This is a genomic window from Streptomyces sp. NPDC008079 (assembly GCF_042957385.1).
In the GTDB taxonomy this organism is placed as follows: domain Bacteria; phylum Actinomycetota; class Actinomycetes; order Streptomycetales; family Streptomycetaceae; genus Actinacidiphila.
Genome location: NZ_JBIBIC010000024.1, coordinates 38,481 through 56,524, shown reverse-complemented (window position 1 = coordinate 56,524; position 18,044 = coordinate 38,481). Strand labels below are relative to the sequence as shown.

The window sequence follows — 18,044 nt, the reverse complement described above, 5'->3', positions numbered from 1 at the left end:
CCCCCGTCCTTGGACCTGCCCGCCAGGCGCCGCCAGCCAGACGAGACCTTGCGGACACGCCCTAGGCTTGGCCCCACCATCACGGAGAACCCGGAGACATACGGTGCAGTTTCACGACTCGATGATCAGCCTCGTGGGCAATACCCCGCTGGTGAGGCTCAACAGCGTGACCGAGGGGATCCAGGCGACCGTCCTGGCCAAGGTCGAATACTTCAACCCCGGCGGTTCGGTGAAGGACCGCATCGCGCTGCGCATGATCGAGGCCGCGGAACGCAGCGGCGATCTCAAGCCCGGCGGCACCATCGTGGAGCCCACCTCGGGCAACACCGGCGTGGGCCTGGCCATCGTCGCGCAGCAGAAGGGCTACCACTGCGTCTTCGTCTGCCCCGACAAGGTCTCCACCGACAAGATCAACGTCATGCGGGCGTACGGCGCCGAGGTCGTCGTCTGCCCGACGGCCGTCGACCCCAGCCACCCGGACTCGTACTACAACGTGTCCGACCGGCTGGTCCGCGAGACGCCCAACGCGTGGAAGCCGGACCAGTACAGCAACCCGAACAACCCGCTGTCGCACTACCACTCCACCGGCCCCGAGCTGTGGGAGCAGACCGAGGGGCGGATCACCCACTTCGTCGCGGGCGTCGGCACCGGCGGCACCATCTCCGGCACCGGGCGCTATCTGAAGGACGCCAGCGAAGGCCGCGTCCAGGTGGTCGGCGCCGACCCCGAGGGTTCGGTCTACAGCGGCGGCTCCGGGCGGCCCTACCTGGTCGAGGGCGTCGGCGAGGACTTCTGGCCGACCGCGTACGACCGTGAGGTGGCCGACGAGATCGTCGCCGTCTCCGACAAGGACTCCTTCCAGATGACGCGCCGCCTGGCCAAGGAGGAGGGCCTGCTGGTCGGCGGCTCCTGCGGGATGGCGGTCGTCGCCGCGCTGGAGGTCGCCAAGCGGCTCGGCCCCGACGACGTGGTCGTCGTCCTGCTGCCGGACAGCGGGCGCGGCTACCTCTCCAAGATCTTCAGCGACGAGTGGATGAGCTCGCACGGCTTCCTCGACGAGAGCGGCGGCAACCAGCGGATCGCCGACGTCCTCGCCCACAAGGACGGCGGTCTGCCGCAGCTCGTCCACATGCACCCGGACGAGACGGTCGGCCAGGCCATCGAGGTGCTGCGCGAGTACGGCGTCTCGCAGATGCCCGTCGTCAAGCCCGGCGCCGGGCACCCGGACGTGATGGCCGCCGAGGTGATCGGCTCCGTCGTGGAACGCGACCTGCTGCACGCGCTGTTCACCAAGCGCGCCACGCTGGAGGACCCGCTGGACAAGCACCTGTCCGCGCCGCTGCCGCAGGTCGGCTCGGGCGAGCCGGTCGCCGATCTGATGACGGTGCTGGAGAGCGCCGACGCCGCGATCGTGCTGGTGGAGGGCAAGCCGACCGGCGTCGTGAGCAGGCAGGACCTGCTCACCTTCCTGGCCGGGCACAGCGGCGTCTGAGCCGCCGGGGGGCCGTGTGCGGCGGGTGTCCGCGGCGCGGGCGGGGATTCGCGGAAACTGGTACACCCGCGACACGTCCGCGCAGCACGGGCTTAACAAGCCTCCGGCACATTAGGGGATGTCGAAAGGCACGGGACACCGGCCGGTCGGCACAACTGAATGTGGCGCCAAGGACTTCCGGAGCGGCTCCCGGACTCCATGGTGACCCTTGGACGCGAGTGCTCGGCCCTGACCCAGCCCGCGTCCACCGCGGGAACCGCCGTCGTCCCGCCCTCCGGCCTTGTTCCGGGGGTGCGGCGGTTCCCGCGCTAACTCTTTCGCCGGCCCGATCGCGAGGGCGCACCGTACGGGTGCGGGTTCTTCGGCGCGGGGCCCGGCCGGCTAGGCCCAATCGTCCTTGTCGTCGTCGCGCTTCGAGCGCGGGACCAGGAAGCTGCTCAGGCCCTGGGCGACGTTCACGCCCACGATGCCCGCCCAGGTGATGAACAGGCCCGCCGTACCGGCGTTGACCGCGCCGATCGCGGACAGCGGGATGGCGGCGATCATCGTGAACCCGGCGAAGCCGTAGCGGGCGAAGCGCGCGCTGGGCTGCGGGGGCCCGATCGGGCGGCGGTCGGCGCGGGCGTACGACGTCTGCTGCTGCGCCAGCTCACGCCGTACGCGCTGCTCCACGCGGCTGTCGACGCGCTCTGTCACCTTCTCCATGAACGAGTCGACCAGCTCCGACTCGTACTCCGCTCCGAGGTCCTTGCGTGCCTGCAAGGTGGCGGAGAGTTCCTTGTTGAGTTCCGGGTCGCGGGCGTCCATGCGGACACCGTACGGACAGCGGGGGGTGGGCGACACTGGGGTTAGCCCCCGAATGCGCCGGGGGTCAGCCGTCCGCGAGGAGATTCCCGTATGCCTTCCCCCGTGCCGCAGCCGCCCGCCGTCCCCCTGCTCACGGCGCTGTACGAGGGCCGGGACCGGGCGGACGCGCTGACCGTGGACGGCCGGTCCTGCTCGTACGAGGAACTGCTGGGCGCCGCGGGCGCGGTCGCGCGGCGGGCGGCCGGGACCGGGGCCTTCGTCGTGGAGGCGACGGCGTCGCTGGAGACGGTGGCGGCCGTGGTCGGCGGGCTGCTCGCCGGGGTGCCGGTGGTGCCGCTCGCGCCGGACGCGGGCCCGGCCGAGCGCGAGCACGTCCTGCGCGACTCCGGCGCCCGGACGCTGCCGGTGGACTTCGCCGAGCGCGCCGACTTCACCGGGACGCCCGCGCCGGGCCCGGCCCTGATCCTCTACACCTCCGGCACCACGGGCCCGCCCAAGGGCGTACTGATCTCACGGGCCGCCGTCGCCGCCGACCTGGACGCGCTGGCCGCCGCCTGGCAGTGGACCGCCGACGACACCCTGGTGCACGGCCTGCCGCTCTTCCATGTGCACGGCCTGGTCCTCGGCGTGCTCGGCGCGCTGCGCACCGGCAGCCGCCTGGTGCACACCGGACGGCCGACCCCGCAGGCGTACGCGGCGGCGGGCGGCAGCCTCTACTTCGGCGTGCCGACGGTCTGGCACCGGGTGGTGCGGGACGAGGCAGCCGCCCGCGCGCTGTCCGGGGCGCGGCTGCTGGTCTCCGGCAGCGCGCCGCTGCCCGCGCCCGTCTTCCGCGACCTGCTGGCGCTCACCGGCCAGGCCCCGGTGGAGCGGTACGGCATGACCGAGACGCTGATCACCCTGAGCGCGCGGGCCGCGGGGGAGCGGCGCCCCGGCGCGGTCGGCACCCCGCTGCCCGGCATCCGTACCCGGATCGCCGAATCCGCCGACGGCGTCGGCGAGTTGCAGCTCACCGGGCCCACCCTCTTCGACGGCTACCTCGGGCGGCCCGAGGCGACGGCGGCCTCGTACACCGCCGACGGCTGGTTCCGTACCGGCGACATCGCGAGCGTGGACGAGGACGGCACGCACCGGATCGTCGGCCGGGCCTCCACCGACCTGATCAAGTCCGGCGGTTACCGGATCGGCGCGGGCGAGGTGGAGAACGCGCTGCTCGACCACCCGGCGGTACGGGAGGCTGCCGTCGTCGGCGCGCCGCACGCGGACCTCGGCCAGCAGATCGTCGCGTACGTCGTCGCGGACGGGGTGACGGCGGCCGAACTGACGGACTACGTGGCCACCCGGCTGTCGGTCCACAAGCGGCCCAGAATGGTCCGTTTCCTGCCTGAACTGCCGCGCAACGCGATGGGGAAGCCGCAAAAGAAGTTGCTGCCGCCCGTATGAAAAAGGTACGGATACGGGGGCCGGAGTTGCCGCTTGCCGGGCGGCAAGTAGGCTCCTGGCCTATAAGTCCACCCCCTTGCACACCACCGGGCGGCCGGTACACGCCGCCCGGGTCGCCGATACCCGGGCCCCGCTCCAAAGGGTGGCGGTGATACGCCCTGCCATGGAGGCAGCACCGCATGTTCCACCGCATCGGACGCACCGTCGTCCGCCATCCCGTATGGACGATCGTCGCGTGGCTGATCGCCGCCGTCGCGATCATCGCCACCGCACCGAGTCTCCCGTCCAACAGCGACGAGAGCAGCTTCCTGCCCAGCAGTTACGAGTCGATCAAGGCGATGGACGTCCAGGAGAAGGCGTTCCCCGCCGCCTTCACCCCGGCCGCGATCGTCCTCTACCAGCGCACGGACGGCGCGGCGCTGACCGACGCCGACAAGTCGGAGATCACCAAGATCACCGACGAGCTGGGCAAGAAGAAGATCGACCAGGTCCAGAAGGTCGTCCAGGGCAGCGCGTCCAAGGACGGCAAGTACCAGACCGCGCTGGTCCAGATGAACAAGGAGACGGCCGGTCAGCCCAAACAGGCCGACGCGGCCAAGGCGCTGCGTGACGACTCCACGGCGCTCGCCAAGGGCACCGATCTGAAGGTGCAGGTCGGCGGGCAGGCGGCCCAGGCCCTCGACCAGCAGGACGCGGGCAAGACGTCGGACGCCGTGGCGCTCGTCGGCTCCCTGCTGATCATCATCATCACGCTGGCGATCATCTTCAGATCGCCGCTCATCGCGATCATGCCGCTGGTCATCCTGACCGGCGTCGTCTTCACCGTCGCCAACGCGCTGATCGCGGACGCCACCAAGATCTTCGGACTCCAGGCCAACAGCTCCATCTCGGCGCTGCTGATCGTGGTCGTCCTCGGCGTCGGCACCGACTACTTCCTCTTCCTGATGTTCCGCTACCGAGAACGGCTGCGGGCGGGTGACGAACCCAAGGAAGCGATGATCAACAGCGTCACCCGCGTCGGCGAGGCCATCGCCTCGGCGGCGGGCGCGGTGATCATCTCCTTCCTGGCGCTGGCGCTGTCCACCCTGGGCTTCCTCACCCAGCTCGGCCCGGCGCTGGCCATCCTGGTCGCCGTCACCCTGATCGCGGGCCTCACGCTCTTCCCCGCGATCTGCTCGCTGATCCCGCCGCGCGCCCTGTTCTGGCCCGGCAAGAAATGGCAGCAGGAGCCCTCCGACGCGCGCTTCGCGGCCATCGGCCGGGTCGTCGGCCGCAGGTCCGGCATGGTGGCGATCGTCTCCGGTCTCGTCATGCTGCTGCTCGCGCTCGGCACCCTCGGCTACAAGGCGTCCTACGACCTGGCGTCCGGGTCGATCCCGAAGACCAAGGAGTCGATGGTCGTCCAGGACACCCTCCAGAAGGCGTACTCGGCCGGTGCGGCGGAGCCGACCTCGGTCTTCCTCACCAGCACCTCGAACAAGCCGCTGGGCTCGGTCGACTACACCGCGTACGCCGACAAGCTGAAGAAGGTCGACGGCGTCGCGGACGTCTCCTTCGACCAGAAGAACGACCTCAACAAGGACGGCACCACCGCGAACTTCACGGTGACCCTGAAGTACGAGTCGGCCAGCGACAAGGCGATCGCCGCGGTGGGTGATGTGCGCACGGTCGCGCACGACAACGCCCCGCCCGGCACCGAGGCCCTCGTCGGCGGCTCGTCCTCGATCTTCAAGGACATCAACGCGGCGGTGAACCACGACTACAAGACGGTCTTCCCGGTCGCCGCGGTCCTCATCATGATCATCCTGGGACTGCTGCTGCGCAGCGTCGTGGCGCCCTGGTACCTCATCGCGTCCGTGGCCCTCGGCTTCGGCGCCACCCTCGGCGCGACCGTGCTCATCTTCGGCCGCGGCGACGGGCTGATCTTCCTGCTGCCGATCATCATGTATCTGTTCGTCGTCGCCATCGGCACCGACTACAACATCCTCATGATCGCCCGGTTGCGGGAGGAGGCGCAGGAAGGCCGCGAGCCACGCGAGGCCGCCAGCATGGCGCTGCGGCACGCGGGTCCGACGATCGGCGCCGCGGGATTCATCCTGGCCGCGACCTTCGCGACCCTGATGCTCTCCGGCAACGCCTTCCTGACCCAGATGGGCTTCGCCGTCGCCTTCGGCATCATCGTCGCCGCCTTCGTCATGGCCATGTTCTTCACCCCCAGCCTCACCGCCCTGATGGGGCACGCGGCCTGGTGGCCCGGCCACGCCGACCGCACCCGCGCGGCCGCACCCGGCGGTCCCGCTCCCGAGCGCGAACTGGACGAGTCCGGCCACCGCTGACCCCGCGCGGTGCGGTCCGCTCGGTCCGCACCGTTCGTCCTTTATGTCCGACTCGCTCCGGCTCCTGAAGGGGCCGGGCAGGTGTTCACCGCCTGCCCGGCCCCTTCGCCGTGCCGGTCGAGGACGCGGGTGGGTAAACCTCGCAAACCCTGACGGCGTCCTACGTCATGGTCCGCATGGGGCGGATGTCCGGCGGATAGACGCGTCTATACGCTTGTGGGCGGAGTTTGGGAGCGGGAGAGGGGGCGGTGTCGGGTGCGGGGCAAGGTCCGCGCGGGGAGTCGGGGCGCCGCGGAGCGGGTGGGGACGGCGCTGCGGGGAGCCCTGCGGCTGATCTGGCGGACCGTGCGCGGCGAGTGGCAGGGGATCGTCGTCGCGCCGGTGCGTGAGCTGCTGCGCCGCGGGCTGCCCGGACTGTCCCTGGCGTTCCTCGCCGGGCTCGGGGTGATCTTCTTCCACGGGATAGCGCAGAGCAGGGCGGGCGCGACCGTGGTGCGCGTGGTCGGCGGTGTCTACGCCGATCTGCCGCTGCCGCTGGCCCTGTTGCGTACACCGGTCTCGCTGTACGTCCCCGCGCTCGACCTGCCCGTGTGGGCGGGCATGACGCAGCTCTTCCTCGCCTTCGCGCTCGCCGAGCTGGTACTCGGGCGGGCCAGGACGCTGGTGATCGCGTACACCACGACGCTGGTCGGCACCCTGATGGCGCGCGCCATGATCGCGATGGGCACCGGCTGGTGGGGGCTCGGGCTGCCGCCCGACGCCGGGGCGATCCTCGACACCGGGCCGTCGGCCGCCGTCGTCGGGCTCTTCACGTATCTGTCGATCACGCAGCGCGCGCCCATCGTCTTCTTCTTCACCGGCGGCTCCATGGTCATGGAGTCCGTCATCAAGCCGAATCTGGCGGGCCGCGAGCACCTGATCGCCATCGCCACCGCGATCGTCCTGGCCGTCGTCCACCGCCGCCACGCGCTGTCGGCCTCGCGCGTGATCCGCAGCTCCGTCGCCGAGGAGCACCCCCTCCGGGTCGAGGAGAATCCCCTCCGGGCCGAAGAGCGCCCGCACCGAACCGAGGAGCGCCCCCTGCGGGTCGAGGAGAACCGCGACCTGCCGGGCGCCCAGGCACCGTAGCCTTGCCCGGACTGCATATCGTCATGCAGAGTCTTGTCCCAGTGAATAAGAGCCGGTGGACGGGGTCACGATGGGCTGGGCGGCGAAGGTCGGGGACGGCGAAGGGCCGGTGCGGTGACGGGGAGCGACGTGGTGACGGGCGGCGACGCGGCGGCGCGGGACGCGGCGGGCGGCGCCTCGGCCCGGCTGCTGAAACTCTTCGAGGCGCACCGCCTCACGCCCACCCAGCGGCGGATCGCGCACTGCCTGGTGCGTAAGGCCGCGCAGGCGCCGTACCTGTCCAGCGTGGAGGTGGCGGAACTGGCGGGCGTCAGCCAGCCGTCGGTCACCCGTTTCGCCGTCGCCCTCGGCTTCGACGGCTACCCGGCGCTCCGGCGCCACCTGCGCGAGGTCGCGCCCGCGCCCGCGGAGCCGGAGACGGCCGCGTACAACGAGTACCAGCAGGCCGTGCACGCCGAGATCGAGAATCTGCGGCACCTCGCGGAACTGCTCGGCGACACCGGGCCCGCCACCCGCGCGGGCGCCGTACTCGCCGCGTCCCGGCCGCTCCCGGTCCTCGGCCTGCGCGCGGCCGGCGCCCAGGCCCGCGGCTTCGCGTACTTCGCCGCCAAGGTCCACCCCGACGTGCGGCTCCTCGACGAGGGCGGCACGATGCTCGCCGACCGGCTCGACGCGGCCGTGCGCGCCGGAGCCACCGCCCTCCTGTGCTTCGCGCTGCCCCGCCACCCCCGCGAGGTCGTCGACGCCCTCGCCCACGCCCGCGCGGCCGGCCTGACCGTCGTCACCGTCGCCGACAGCGCCTTCGCCCCCGTCGCCGCTCACACCGACCTCCTCCTCCCCGCCGCCGTCGGCACCGGCCTCGCCTTCGACACCGCCTGCGCCCCCATGCTCCTCGGCCGCGTCCTCCTGGAGTCCATGTGCGACGCCCTCCCCGACGCCCAGGCGCGCCTGGAGGAATTCGACGCCCGGGCGGCGGCGCGGGGTGTCTTCACCGAGTAGCGCCTCGGGCGCCTTTGTGATGGCCTGGCGCCGTTCTTATGGCCTGGCGCCGTTCTCAGGGCCCGGTGCCGGTCTCATGGGTCCCGCGCCGCCCCGCCCGCGGCGAATCCGCATGATTCCGGGCCGGAAGCCGCACTTCTTAACGAAAATCTGAGAAACACTGAGTACCCTCCCCACCACTTGCTGGGTGATGCCGTGGCGAAGGACGGCAGCGAAGGAGGAGGCGCGACGTGGTGCGCGGGGCCTACACATTGGCACGGGTGGCAGTGACGGTGCGCGCGGCGGCGTGCTGGCTGTGGTGGGCGGGGGTGATCGCGGCCGTGCCGGGCACGGCGGTGACCTTCAGCCCGACGGGACGCCGGATCGGCGTCATGGCGGGCGCGGTGGCGTTCATCGTCGCCGCCGTGACCGCCTACGCGGTACGCGGCGGCCGGTACGCCGAGCGGGCGAGCGCCGCGACCAAGGCGGCGAAGAGCGTCTTCCTCCAGGACCGCAGGGTCACCGCCCGCGCCTGGCTGCGCCGCCGCAGGTGGTGGCTGCTCGCCGCCTTCGTGGTGGCCGCGGCCTCGTCGCTCGCGCTGCCCTGCGCGGGCGGCATGCTGCTCGGCGGCATCGGCGCCGGGCTGTGGGCCAAGTCCCGCAGGATCGGCCGGATCGAGCGCTCCCAGGACGCCCTGCTGTGGGTCCGCCCGGACGGCGACGGTGCCGCCTACCAGCTCACCGGGATCGCCGCGGGCGACGCGGCCCCCGGCGGCGGACGCCGCCGCGGCCCGGTGACCGCCGCCAACCCCGTCGCGGCCCCGGCGCCGCGCCGCCGCTCCGCGCGCCCGGCCCGTCCGCGCGCCGGACGGTCCTGACCCGAGGGATGGTGACCGCCGTGTGACGGCGGTCGGCCCCGGCACCGGGCTGCTGCCCCCGCGCTAAGCGAGGGGCAGCCCGGTCGTCGCCGTCAGCCCCGGCGCAGGGGCGGCAGGGCGCCGCCGCTCTCCGCGACCAGGTCGTCCAGGGTCTGGGCGGTCCTGACCCGGGCGAAGGTGACCGAGCCCGTGCTGTCCGCGGTGTAGCCGTGGACGGCGGGCCGGGGCAGCGAGTTGTACGCGAAGTGGTTCGAGAAGTAGTACGCGCCGGTGTCGAGCAGCGCGACAAAATCACCCGCGTCCAGCAGCGGCAGCGCCCGGCCCTGCGCGACCAGGTCGCCCGCGAAGCAGCACGGCCCCGCCACGTCCTGCACGACCGGCTCGCCGTCCTTCTCGCGGCCCTTCCCGTCCAGCGCCAGCACCCGTATCGGCCACGCCTCGGGGACGAAGACGGTACGGGTGGCCACCTGCGCGCCCGCGTGCGTCACCGCGATCGGCCGCCCGCCCGCGGACTTGGCGTACTCCACCCGCGCCAGCACCGTGCCGTTCTTGGCCAGCAGCGAGCGCCCGAACTCGGTGACGATGCCGTAGCGCCCGTCGAAGAGGCCGGGCACCTCGGCGCGCAGCACGCGCGCGTAGTCCGCGAAGGACGGCGCGACGTCGTCGGAGCGGAAGTTCACCGGCAGGCCGCCGCCGATGTCGAGCACGCTGACCTGCTGCCGCCCGGCCGCCGCGTTGATCCGCTCGGCCAGCTCGTACGCCGCCCGCACGCCCGCCGCCATCAGTTCGAGCGGCACACCCTGCGACCCGGTGTGGGTGTGCAGCCGGTTGAGCCAGGGGCGCTCGGCGTACGCGCGCAGCACCCATTCCTCCGCGCCCGGGTCGCGCAGCGCCACGCCGAACTTCGAGGTGGCCGTCGCGGTGCTCATCGCGCCGATCGTGCCGCCGCCCACCTGCGGGTTGACCCGCAGCCCGACGGGGGAGGCCGACTCCGCCCCGGCCAGGCGCAGCGCGTCGATTCTGGCCAGCTCCTGCGGATTGTCCGCGTTGACGGCGATGCCCAGCTCCAGCGCCTCGCGCAGCTCCGCCACGGTCTTGGCGGGGGAGTCCAGCACGGTCCGGTCGGCCGGGATGCCCGCGGCGCGCGCCAGCGCCAGCTCGCCGGGGCTGGCGACCTCCGCGCCGAGCCCGCACTCGCCGAGCAGCGCGAGCACCGGGACGAGGGAGGCGGCCTTGACGGCGAAGGTGTGGGTGACGGCCACGCCCGGCGTCGCGAAGGCGGCGTGCAGCGCCGTCGCCGAGCGTTCGATGCCGGTGACGTCCAGCAGGCCGACGACCGGCTCCGCCTCGCCGACCAGTCCCTGCTCCACCGCGGCACGCAGCGCGTGCCCCCGTCGTATTCCCAGTTCATCCGTCATGACATCCATCCCACCACCTCCCCGCCCGCGCCCGCCAACCCGGCTCAAGGAGTGGTCGCGCCGATCTCACCGGGGCCGCGCGACCGCAGCTTGTTGACTAGAGCTATTCAGCTAGTCAGGATGTGAATGGATGCACCCACACCGGGTGCGCCGACGACGAGGAGGCCGCACCGATGACGGGACCGAGGCCGGTACGCGCACCGCGCGGTACGGAACTGAGCGCGCTGGGCTGGCAGCAGGAAGCCGCGCTGCGCATGTTGCAGAACAACCTCGACCCGGAGGTCGCCGAGCACCCCGACAAACTCGTCGTCTACGGCGGCACCGGCAAGGCCGCCCGCGACTGGAACTCCTTCGACGCCATGGTCCGCACCCTGCGCGGCCTCAAGCAGGACGAGACGATGCTCGTCCAGTCCGGCCGCCCGGTCGGCGTCATGCAGACCCACGAGTGGGCGCCGCGCGTCCTCATCGCCAACTCCAACCTCGTCGGCGACTGGGCGAACTGGGAGGAATTCCGCCGCCTCGAAGCCCTGGGCCTGACCATGTACGGCCAGATGACCGCCGGCTCGTGGATCTACATCGGCACCCAGGGCATCCTCCAGGGCACCTACGAGACCTTCGCCGCCGTCGCCGCCAAGCGCTTCGGCGGCTCGCTCGCCGGGACCATCACCCTCACCGCCGGACTCGGCGGCATGGGCGGCGCCCAGCCGCTGGCCGTCACCATGAACGGCGGCGTCGTGCTCTGTATCGACGTCGACCCGCGCGCCATCGAGCGCCGTATCGAGCACCGCTACCTCGATGTGAAGGCCGACTCGCTGGAGCACGCGCTGCGGCTGGCCACCGAGGCCCGCGACGCCCGCCGCCCGCTGTCCATCGGCGTCCTCGGCAACGCCGCCGAACTGGTGCCCCAACTGCTCGCCATGGGCGCCCCCGTCGACATCGTCACCGACCAGACCTCCGCCCACGACCCGCTCGCGTACCTCCCGCTCGGCATCGACTTCTCTGACATGGCCGCCTACGCGGCCGAGAAGCCCGCCGAGTTCACCCAGCGGGCCCGCGAGTCCATGGCCACGCACGTCGAGGCCATGGTCGGCTTCCAGGACGCGGGCGCCGAGGTCTTCGACTACGGCAACTCCATCCGCGGCGAGGCCCAACTCGCCGGATACGAGCGGGCCTTCGCCTTCCCCGGCTTCGTCCCCGCCTACATCAGGCCGCTGTTCTGCGAGGGCAAGGGCCCCTTCCGCTGGGCCGCGCTGTCCGGCGAGGCGTCCGACATCCACAAGACCGACAAGGCCATCCTCGAACTCTTCCCCGAGAACGAGTCGCTGGCCCGCTGGATCCGCCTCGCGGGCGAACGCGTCCAGTTCCAGGGCCTGCCCGCCCGCATCTGCTGGCTCGGCTACGGCGAACGCGACCGCGCGGGCGAGCGCTTCAACGAGATGGTCGCCGACGGCACCCTCGCCGCCCCCGTCGTCATCGGCCGCGACCACCTCGACGCCGGTTCCGTCGCCTCCCCCTACCGCGAGACCGAGGCCATGCTCGACGGCTCCGACGCCATCGCCGACTGGCCGCTGCTCAACGCCATGGTCAACGTCGCCTCCGGCGCCTCCTGGGTCTCCATCCACCACGGCGGCGGCGTCGGCATCGGCCGCAGCATCCACGCCGGCCAGGTCACCGTCGCCGACGGCACCCCCCTCGCCGCCGAGAAGATCCGCCGCGTCCTCACCAACGACCCCGGCATGGGCGTCATCCGCCACGTCGACGCCGGCTACGACCGCGCCGACGAGGTGGCCGCCGAGCGCGGCGTGCGCGTCCCGATGCGGGAGGGCACCTCCGGTGAATGACTTCGCGCCCCCGCACAATTCACCCCCTCCGGCGTTCGAGGAGCGGGGTCCAGGGGCCGAGCCCCCCGTTCCGGGAAGGGGCGGGCCAGGGGAGAACGGGCCAGGGGAGAACGGCTCAGGGGCGAAACAGCCCGCCGCGGGCGCGTCCTTCCACGCGATGTGGCGCGACCTCCTCCCGGTCGGCCGGGACACCGGAACAGGCGGCTACCGCCGCTACGCCTGGACCCCGGCGGACACCGACTGCCGCGCCTGGTTCCGCGCCCAAGCGGAGTCCCGCGCCCTGACCTACGAGGTCGACCGCAACGGCAACCAGTGGGCCTGGCAGGGCGACCCGACGGCGGGCGACGCCGTCGTCACCGGCTCCCACCTGGACTCCGTCCCCGACGGCGGCCCCTTCGACGGCCCCCTCGGCGTCATCTCCTCCTTCGCCGCCCTCGACGAACTCCGCGCACGCGGCGCGACCCCCACCCACCCCCTGGCCCTGGTCAACTTCACCGACGAGGAAGGCGCCCGCTTCGGCGTCGCCTGCGCCGGTTCCCGGCTGAGCGCGGGCCAGTTGACCCCGGAGCGCGCCCGGGAACTGCGCGACGCGGACGGCGTGAGCCTCGCCCAGGCCATGGAAGCGGCGGGCCAGGACCCGGAGGCGATCGGCCCCGACGCCGAACGCCTCGCCCGGATCGGCGCCTTCGTGGAACTCCACATCGAACAGGGCCGCGCCCTGGACCTGTCGGGCGACGCGGTCGGCGTCGCCTCGGCGATCTGGCCGCACGGCCGCTGGCGGTTCGACTTCACCGGCGAGGCCAACCACGCGGGCACCACCCGCCTGGAGGACCGCCGCGACCCGATGCTCACCTACGCCAACACGGTGCTGGCCGCCCGCAAGAAGGCCCGCCTCGCGGGCGCCCTCGCGACCTTCGGCAAGGTCAGCGTGGAACCCAACGGCGTCAACGCCATCGCCTCACTCGTTCGGGGCTGGCTCGACTCGCGCGCCGCGGACGAGGCCACCCTCGCCGAGGTCGTCACCGCCATCGAGCAGGCCGCGACCGAGCGCGGCGCCCGCGACGGCGTGGACGTGCGGGTCGTCCGCGAATCCTTCACCCCGGTGGTGGAATTCGCCCACGACCTGCGCGACCGCCTCACCGCGCTGCTCGGCGGCGCCGCGCCCGTACCGGTCCTTCCGACCGGCGCGGGACACGACGCGGGCATCCTGTCCGCGACCGTCCCAACCGCCATGCTGTTCGTACGCAACCCCACCGGCGTCTCGCACTCCCCGGCCGAATCGGCGGCCGAGGACGACTGCGTCGCCGGTGTGACCGCACTCGCCGACGTACTGGAAGGTCTCGCGTGCAGGTGACGTACTGGCTGGAGCACGCCTGGCTCGGCACCCATGTCGAGCCGGGCGTCGCGCTCACGGTCGCGGACGAACGCATCACCGAGGTCAGCACAGGCGTGGACGCGCCGCCCGCCGGGGCGACCGTCCTGCGCGGCCTGACCCTGCCCGGCCTGGCCAACGCCCACAGCCACGCCTTCCACCGGGCCCTGCGCGGCACCGTGCAAGTCGGCTCCGGGACCTTCTGGACCTGGCGCGAGTTCATGTACGGCGTCGCGCAGAAGCTCACCCCCGACACGTACTTCGACCTCGCGCGTGCCGTCTACGCCGAGATGGCGCTGGCCGGGATCACCGCGGTCGGCGAATTCCACTACCTGCACCACCAGCCGGGCGGCACCCCGTACGACAATCCCAACGCCATGGGAGAGGCCCTGATCGCCGCCGCGGGCGCGGCCGGGATCCGGATCACGCTGCTCGACACCGTCTACCTGCACGGCGGCCTGAACCGGAACGGCTACGCGCCGCTGGCCGGACCGCAGACCCGCTTCGGCGACGGCACCGCCGACCGCTGGTTCGAGCGCTGGTCGCAGCTCAAGGGCGGCGGCCACGCGACGATCGGCGCCGCGCTGCACTCGGTGCGGGCCTTCTCCGCGAGCGACGGCTACACGGCCTTCGCCCGCTGGACCGACGGCGTGCCGACGCACATCCACCTGTCCGAGCAGCCCGCGGAGAACGAGGCGTGCGTCGCGGTGCACGGCCGCACCCCGGCCCGGCTGCTCGCGGACTCCGGCTTCTGGAAGCCGACCGCCACCGCCGTGCACGCCACGCACCTCACCGGTGAGGACATCGGCCTGATCGGGCGCGCGGGCAGCACCGTCTGCATGTGCCCCACGACGGAACGCGACCTGGCCGACGGCATCGGCCCGGCGCCCCGGCTCAAGGCGGCGGGCAGCCCGCTGAGCCTGGGCAGCGACAGCCACGCCGTCATCGACCTCTTCGAGGAGGCGCGCGCCATGGAGCTGAACGAACGGCTGCGCACCCGCGCCCGCGGCCACTGGACCGCGGCCCAACTGCTGCGCGCCGCCACCGAGGACGGTCACGCGAGCCTCGGCCGACCCGACGCGGGCCGCCTGGAACCGGGCTGCGCCGCGGACTTCACCACGATCGCGCTGGACTCCGTCCGCACCGCCGGACCCCTGCCCCGGCTGGGCGCGGAGACCGCCGTATTCGCGGCCACGGGCGCGGATGTGACGTCCACCGTGGTCGGCGGCCGGCAGATCGTCCGTGACGGGCGGCATCAGCTCGTCGAGGACGTGCCCGCCGCCCTGGCAGCGGCCATCGCGGCCACCCGCTGAGCCCGAGCCGGAACCCGAGCCCGAATCCGAACCCCCTCGCGGGGCGCCCACCGAGCCCGAGCCCGTCCCCGAGCCCCGGCACACCGCCCCCGCCCCCGCCCCCGTGCCCGCGTCCGAAGGAGAACCCCCGCGCGATGACCAGCAGCCCGGCGACCAGCGCCCCGAGCGGCCCGGCGCACAGCACGGCCATCACCAACATCGGCAGTCTGGTCACCAACGATCCCTCCCTCCGCACCCCGGAAAACCCCCTCGGCCTGATCCAGGACGCCGCCGTCGTCATCGAGGGCGACCGCGTCGTCTGGACCGGTACCCACAGCAAAGCACCCGCCACTGACAGTCACCACGACGCCGGGGGCCGGGCGCTGCTCCCCGGCTTCGTGGACTCCCACGCGCACCTGGTCTTCGCGGGCGACAGGACCGCCGAATTCCACGCCCGGATGTCGGGCCGCCCCTACTCCGCGGGCGGCATCCGCACCACGGTCGCGGCCACCCGCGCGGCCACCGACGACGAACTGTCGGCGAACGTCGCCCGCTACCTCGCGGAGGCGCTGCGGCAGGGCACCACGACGCAGGAGACCAAGTCCGGCTACGGCCTGACCACGCACGACGAGGCCCGCGTGCTGCGCATCGCGGCCGGTCACACCGACGAGGTGACGTACCTGGGCGCCCATGTCGTCGCCCCGGAGTTCGCCGACGACCCGGCGGCGTACGTCGCCCTGGTGACCGGCGAGATGCTGGACGCCTGCGCGCCGCACGCCCGCTGGATCGACGTCTTCTGCGAGGAGGGCGCCTTCGACGGCGACCAGGCCCGCGCGGTCCTCACCGCGGGCGCGGCCCGCGGACTGGTCCCGCGCGTGCACGCCAACCAGCTCTCGTACGGCCCCGGCGTGCGCCTCGCCGTCGAGCTGGACGCGGCCTCGGCCGACCACTGCACGCATCTGACGGACGCCGACGTGGACGCGCTCGCCAGCGCGCCGCGTACGGTCGCGACGCTGTTGCCCGGCGCCGAATTCTCCACCCGGGCCGTCTACCCGGACGCCCGGCGGCTGCTGGACGCGGGCGCGACGGTGGCGCTGTCCACGGACTGCAACCCGGGCTCGTCCTTCACCAGCTCCATGGCCTTCTGCGTGGCCCTCGCGGTCCGCGACATGGGCATGACCCCCGACGAGGCCGTCCTGGCCGCCACCCTCGGCGGCGCCCGGGCGCTGCGCCGTACGGACGTCGGCTCGGTCGCGCCGGGCGCCCGCGCCGATCTGCACCTGCTGGACGCCCCCAGCCACGTCCACCTCGCCTACCGCCCGGGAGTCCCCCTGACGGCGGCGGTGTGGCAGGCCGGGAAGCGCCTCTGAACCGCCGAGGAGCGCGCCTGAGCGCCCGGGGGAGGCTGCTTAGGGTCTGTGCGGCGGGCGGGCGTGCCAGGGGGCGAAGGGGCCGTTCGTGATCCGCCGGACAGGCCCTAGTCCTCGACCATCAGTCCGCGGCGCAGCCGCGCCAGCGTGCGCGACAGCAGCCGTGACACGTGCATCTGCGAGATGCCCAGCTCCTCGCCGATCTCGGACTGCGTGAGATTGGCGACGAAGCGCAGCGACAAGATGGTGCGGTCGCGCGGTGCGAGCCCGGCGATCAGCGGCTTGAGGGACTCGACGTACTCGATGCCCTCGAGGTCGTGGTCCTCGTAGCCGATCCGGTCGGCCAGCGCGCCCTCCGGGTCGTCCTCCGCGGGCTGGGCGTCCAGCGAACTGGCGGTGTAGGCGTTGCTCGCCGCCATGCCCTCGACGATCTCGTGCTCGGGCAGCCCGAGGCGCTCGGCGAGCTCCCGCACGGTCGGGGAGCGGTCCAGTTGCTGGGCCAGCTCGTCGCCCGCCCTGGCGAGGTCGAGCCGCAGCTCCTGGAGCCGCCGCGGCACCCGTACCGACCAGCTCGTGTCACGGAAGAAACGTTTTATCTCACCGATGATCGTCGGCATCGCGAACGTGGGGAACTCCACACCGCGGCTCAGCTCGAACCGGTCGATCGCCTTGATCAGGCCGATCGTGCCGACCTGGACGATGTCCTCCATCGGCTCGCTGCGGGTGCGGAAGCGCGAGGCGGCGAATTTCACCAGCGCCAGATTGAGTTCGACCAGGGTGTTGCGGACATACGAATACTCGGTGGTGCCCTCCTCCAGCGACTGGAGGCGGGCGAAGAGCGTCTTCGACAGAGCGCGGGCGTCGACCGGTCCTATACGGTCGTACGGCGGGATCTCGGGAAGTCCCTCAAGGCCCTTGAGCTGCTCGTGCGCATGATCCAGGCTCAGCCGGGGTGTCATGTGCTCCTCCCTCTCTTGAGACCTTTCGCGACCACTCGCGGCGATGGATGGAGCGGTGCCGTATCTCCACCCCTACCCCGATTCCCCGGCCGGTCGCAAATTCCCTCGAACGGGTGAGGTACGGTCCGCGGGACCGTTCCTGCCGGGCCCGCGACCTCCGACTACCGCGCCATCTGCGAAAAGCGTAGGGTCGGGGGGCGTGTCAACACGGACGCACAGAGGAGCGCACATGGACCGCGATGTGGTCGGCACGGCCGACCTGGGAAGGCTGCGTGTCGAGGTGGGACACCACGGCCGATCCGCGGTCTTCGCCCCCACGGGCGAGTTGGACCACCACACCGCTGACCTGCTGAGCGAGCCGCTCGACGCGGCTCTCGACGCGGGCACCACCCGGCTGGTGATCGACTGCTCGGGCCTGGAGTTCTGCGACTCCACGGGGCTGAACGTGTTGCTGAGCGCGCGACTGCGGGCGGACGCCGCCGGGGGGGCCGTCCATCTGGCCGCCATGCAGCCGACGGTCGCCCGCGTTTTCGAGATCACCGGGGCGGACACGGTTTTCACCGTGCACGCCACGCTGGACCAGGCGCTTCAGGAGTAGCGGGGTGCGTACGGGGGCCATGGGACGTGAGTGGCGATTTCCTGCGGGACGATGTTTGGTGGGCTCCCAGACGTGTTCCCGGAGATCGACCGGGAAGAAGACCGACGGACACCTGTTGGACATCCGTGAGGT

General features: G+C 72.5%; 14 protein-coding genes. 11 read left to right on the top strand and 3 right to left on the bottom strand.

From position 1 onward, the window contains the following. Window positions 1-103 precede the first annotated feature (103 nt). Window positions 104-1,492 carry a cystathionine beta-synthase gene (locus ACFZAM_RS33740; protein ID WP_355346953.1) on the top strand — a complete coding sequence of 463 codons (1,389 nt, stop codon included), beginning with the start codon at window positions 104-106 and terminating at the stop codon, window positions 1,490-1,492. A 381-nt stretch (window positions 1,493-1,873) separates the two neighbouring features. Here ACFZAM_RS33740 and ACFZAM_RS33735 read toward each other — a convergent pair whose 3' ends face one another. After that, on the bottom strand, window positions 1,874-2,299 hold the full coding sequence (locus tag ACFZAM_RS33735; protein ID WP_355346956.1) for a hypothetical protein: 426 nt from the start codon (window positions 2,297-2,299) through the stop codon (window positions 1,874-1,876). Between the two features lie 90 nt (window positions 2,300-2,389). Between ACFZAM_RS33735 and ACFZAM_RS33730 the strand changes: the two genes are divergently transcribed. The 5 genes from ACFZAM_RS33730 to ACFZAM_RS33710 all read left to right on the top strand — a co-directional run bounded on the left by ACFZAM_RS33730 (window position 2,390) and on the right by ACFZAM_RS33710 (window position 9,062). Further along, window positions 2,390-3,742, top strand: a complete 1,353-nt coding sequence (locus ACFZAM_RS33730; protein ID WP_355346959.1) for an AMP-binding protein — start codon at window positions 2,390-2,392, stop codon at window positions 3,740-3,742. A 179-nt stretch (window positions 3,743-3,921) separates the two neighbouring features. Continuing rightward, window positions 3,922-6,078: an MMPL family transporter gene (locus ACFZAM_RS33725; RefSeq protein WP_391051575.1), complete on the top strand. Its 2,157-nt coding sequence runs from the start codon at window positions 3,922-3,924 to the stop codon at window positions 6,076-6,078. Between the two features lie 255 nt (window positions 6,079-6,333). Beyond that, window positions 6,334-7,206, top strand: coding sequence for a hypothetical protein (locus ACFZAM_RS33720; protein ID WP_391051573.1), 873 nt, complete (start codon window positions 6,334-6,336; stop codon window positions 7,204-7,206). A gap of 129 nt (window positions 7,207-7,335) precedes the next feature. Continuing rightward, window positions 7,336-8,205: a MurR/RpiR family transcriptional regulator gene (locus ACFZAM_RS33715; RefSeq protein WP_391051695.1), complete on the top strand. Its 870-nt coding sequence runs from the start codon at window positions 7,336-7,338 to the stop codon at window positions 8,203-8,205. A gap of 260 nt (window positions 8,206-8,465) precedes the next feature. Continuing rightward, entirely contained in the window at window positions 8,466-9,062 is a 597-nt protein-coding gene (locus ACFZAM_RS33710) for a hypothetical protein (RefSeq protein ID WP_391051570.1), read from the top strand. A gap of 92 nt (window positions 9,063-9,154) precedes the next feature. Here the strand turns inward: ACFZAM_RS33710 and ACFZAM_RS33705 are convergent, their stop codons facing one another. Further along, on the bottom strand, window positions 9,155-10,480 hold the full coding sequence (locus ACFZAM_RS33705; RefSeq protein WP_391051568.1) for a diaminopimelate decarboxylase: 1,326 nt from the start codon (window positions 10,478-10,480) through the stop codon (window positions 9,155-9,157). Between the two features lie 173 nt (window positions 10,481-10,653). On the opposite strand from ACFZAM_RS33705, the gene hutU reads away from it, so the two are divergent. The 4 genes from hutU to hutI all read left to right on the top strand — a co-directional run bounded on the left by hutU (window position 10,654) and on the right by hutI (window position 16,355). Beyond that, complete coding sequence (hutU, locus tag ACFZAM_RS33700; RefSeq protein ID WP_391051565.1) at window positions 10,654-12,321, top strand: urocanate hydratase; 1,668 nt, start codon at window positions 10,654-10,656, stop codon at window positions 12,319-12,321. 157 nt (window positions 12,322-12,478) lie between these two features. Continuing rightward, entirely contained in the window at window positions 12,479-13,675 is a 1,197-nt protein-coding gene (locus ACFZAM_RS33695) for an allantoate amidohydrolase (RefSeq protein WP_391051563.1), read from the top strand. Then, complete coding sequence (locus ACFZAM_RS33690; protein ID WP_391051560.1) at window positions 13,666-15,006, top strand: formimidoylglutamate deiminase; 1,341 nt, start codon at window positions 13,666-13,668, stop codon at window positions 15,004-15,006. Before ACFZAM_RS33695 ends, ACFZAM_RS33690 begins: the two co-directional genes overlap by 10 nt. A 134-nt stretch (window positions 15,007-15,140) precedes the next feature. Beyond that, a complete protein-coding gene (gene hutI, locus ACFZAM_RS33685; RefSeq protein ID WP_391051557.1) occupies window positions 15,141-16,355 on the top strand; it encodes an imidazolonepropionase in 1,215 nt (404 codons plus the stop codon). Window positions 16,356-16,462: 107 nt separating this feature from the next. Here hutI and ACFZAM_RS33680 read toward each other — a convergent pair whose 3' ends face one another. Continuing rightward, complete coding sequence (locus ACFZAM_RS33680; protein ID WP_391051555.1) at window positions 16,463-17,314, bottom strand: SigB/SigF/SigG family RNA polymerase sigma factor; 852 nt, start codon at window positions 17,312-17,314, stop codon at window positions 16,463-16,465. Window positions 17,315-17,543: 229 nt separating this feature from the next. Between ACFZAM_RS33680 and ACFZAM_RS33675 the strand changes: the two genes are divergently transcribed. Next, on the top strand, window positions 17,544-17,912 hold the full coding sequence (locus tag ACFZAM_RS33675; RefSeq protein WP_355346986.1) for an STAS domain-containing protein: 369 nt from the start codon (window positions 17,544-17,546) through the stop codon (window positions 17,910-17,912). Window positions 17,913-18,044: the final 132 nt, after the last annotated feature.

Excerpts from the sequence above, each read along its gene's own strand:
- ACFZAM_RS33705 (WP_391051568.1), bottom strand. The coding sequence starts at position 10,480 with ATGACGGATGAACTGGGAATACGACGGGGGCACGCGCTGCGTGCCGCG.
- ACFZAM_RS33730 (WP_355346959.1), top strand. The coding sequence starts at position 2,390 with ATGCCTTCCCCCGTGCCGCAGCCGCCCGCCGTCCCCCTGCTCACGGCG.
- ACFZAM_RS33675 (WP_355346986.1), top strand. The coding sequence starts at position 17,544 with ATGGACCGCGATGTGGTCGGCACGGCCGACCTGGGAAGGCTGCGTGTC.
- ACFZAM_RS33735 (WP_355346956.1), bottom strand. The coding sequence starts at position 2,299 with ATGGACGCCCGCGACCCGGAACTCAACAAGGAACTCTCCGCCACCTTG.
- ACFZAM_RS33695 (WP_391051563.1), top strand. The coding sequence starts at position 12,479 with ATGTGGCGCGACCTCCTCCCGGTCGGCCGGGACACCGGAACAGGCGGC.
- ACFZAM_RS33680 (WP_391051555.1), bottom strand. The coding sequence starts at position 17,314 with ATGACACCCCGGCTGAGCCTGGATCATGCGCACGAGCAGCTCAAGGGC.
- hutU (WP_391051565.1), top strand. The coding sequence starts at position 10,654 with ATGACGGGACCGAGGCCGGTACGCGCACCGCGCGGTACGGAACTGAGC.
- hutI (WP_391051557.1), top strand. The coding sequence starts at position 15,141 with ATGACCAGCAGCCCGGCGACCAGCGCCCCGAGCGGCCCGGCGCACAGC.
- ACFZAM_RS33725 (WP_391051575.1), top strand. The coding sequence starts at position 3,922 with ATGTTCCACCGCATCGGACGCACCGTCGTCCGCCATCCCGTATGGACG.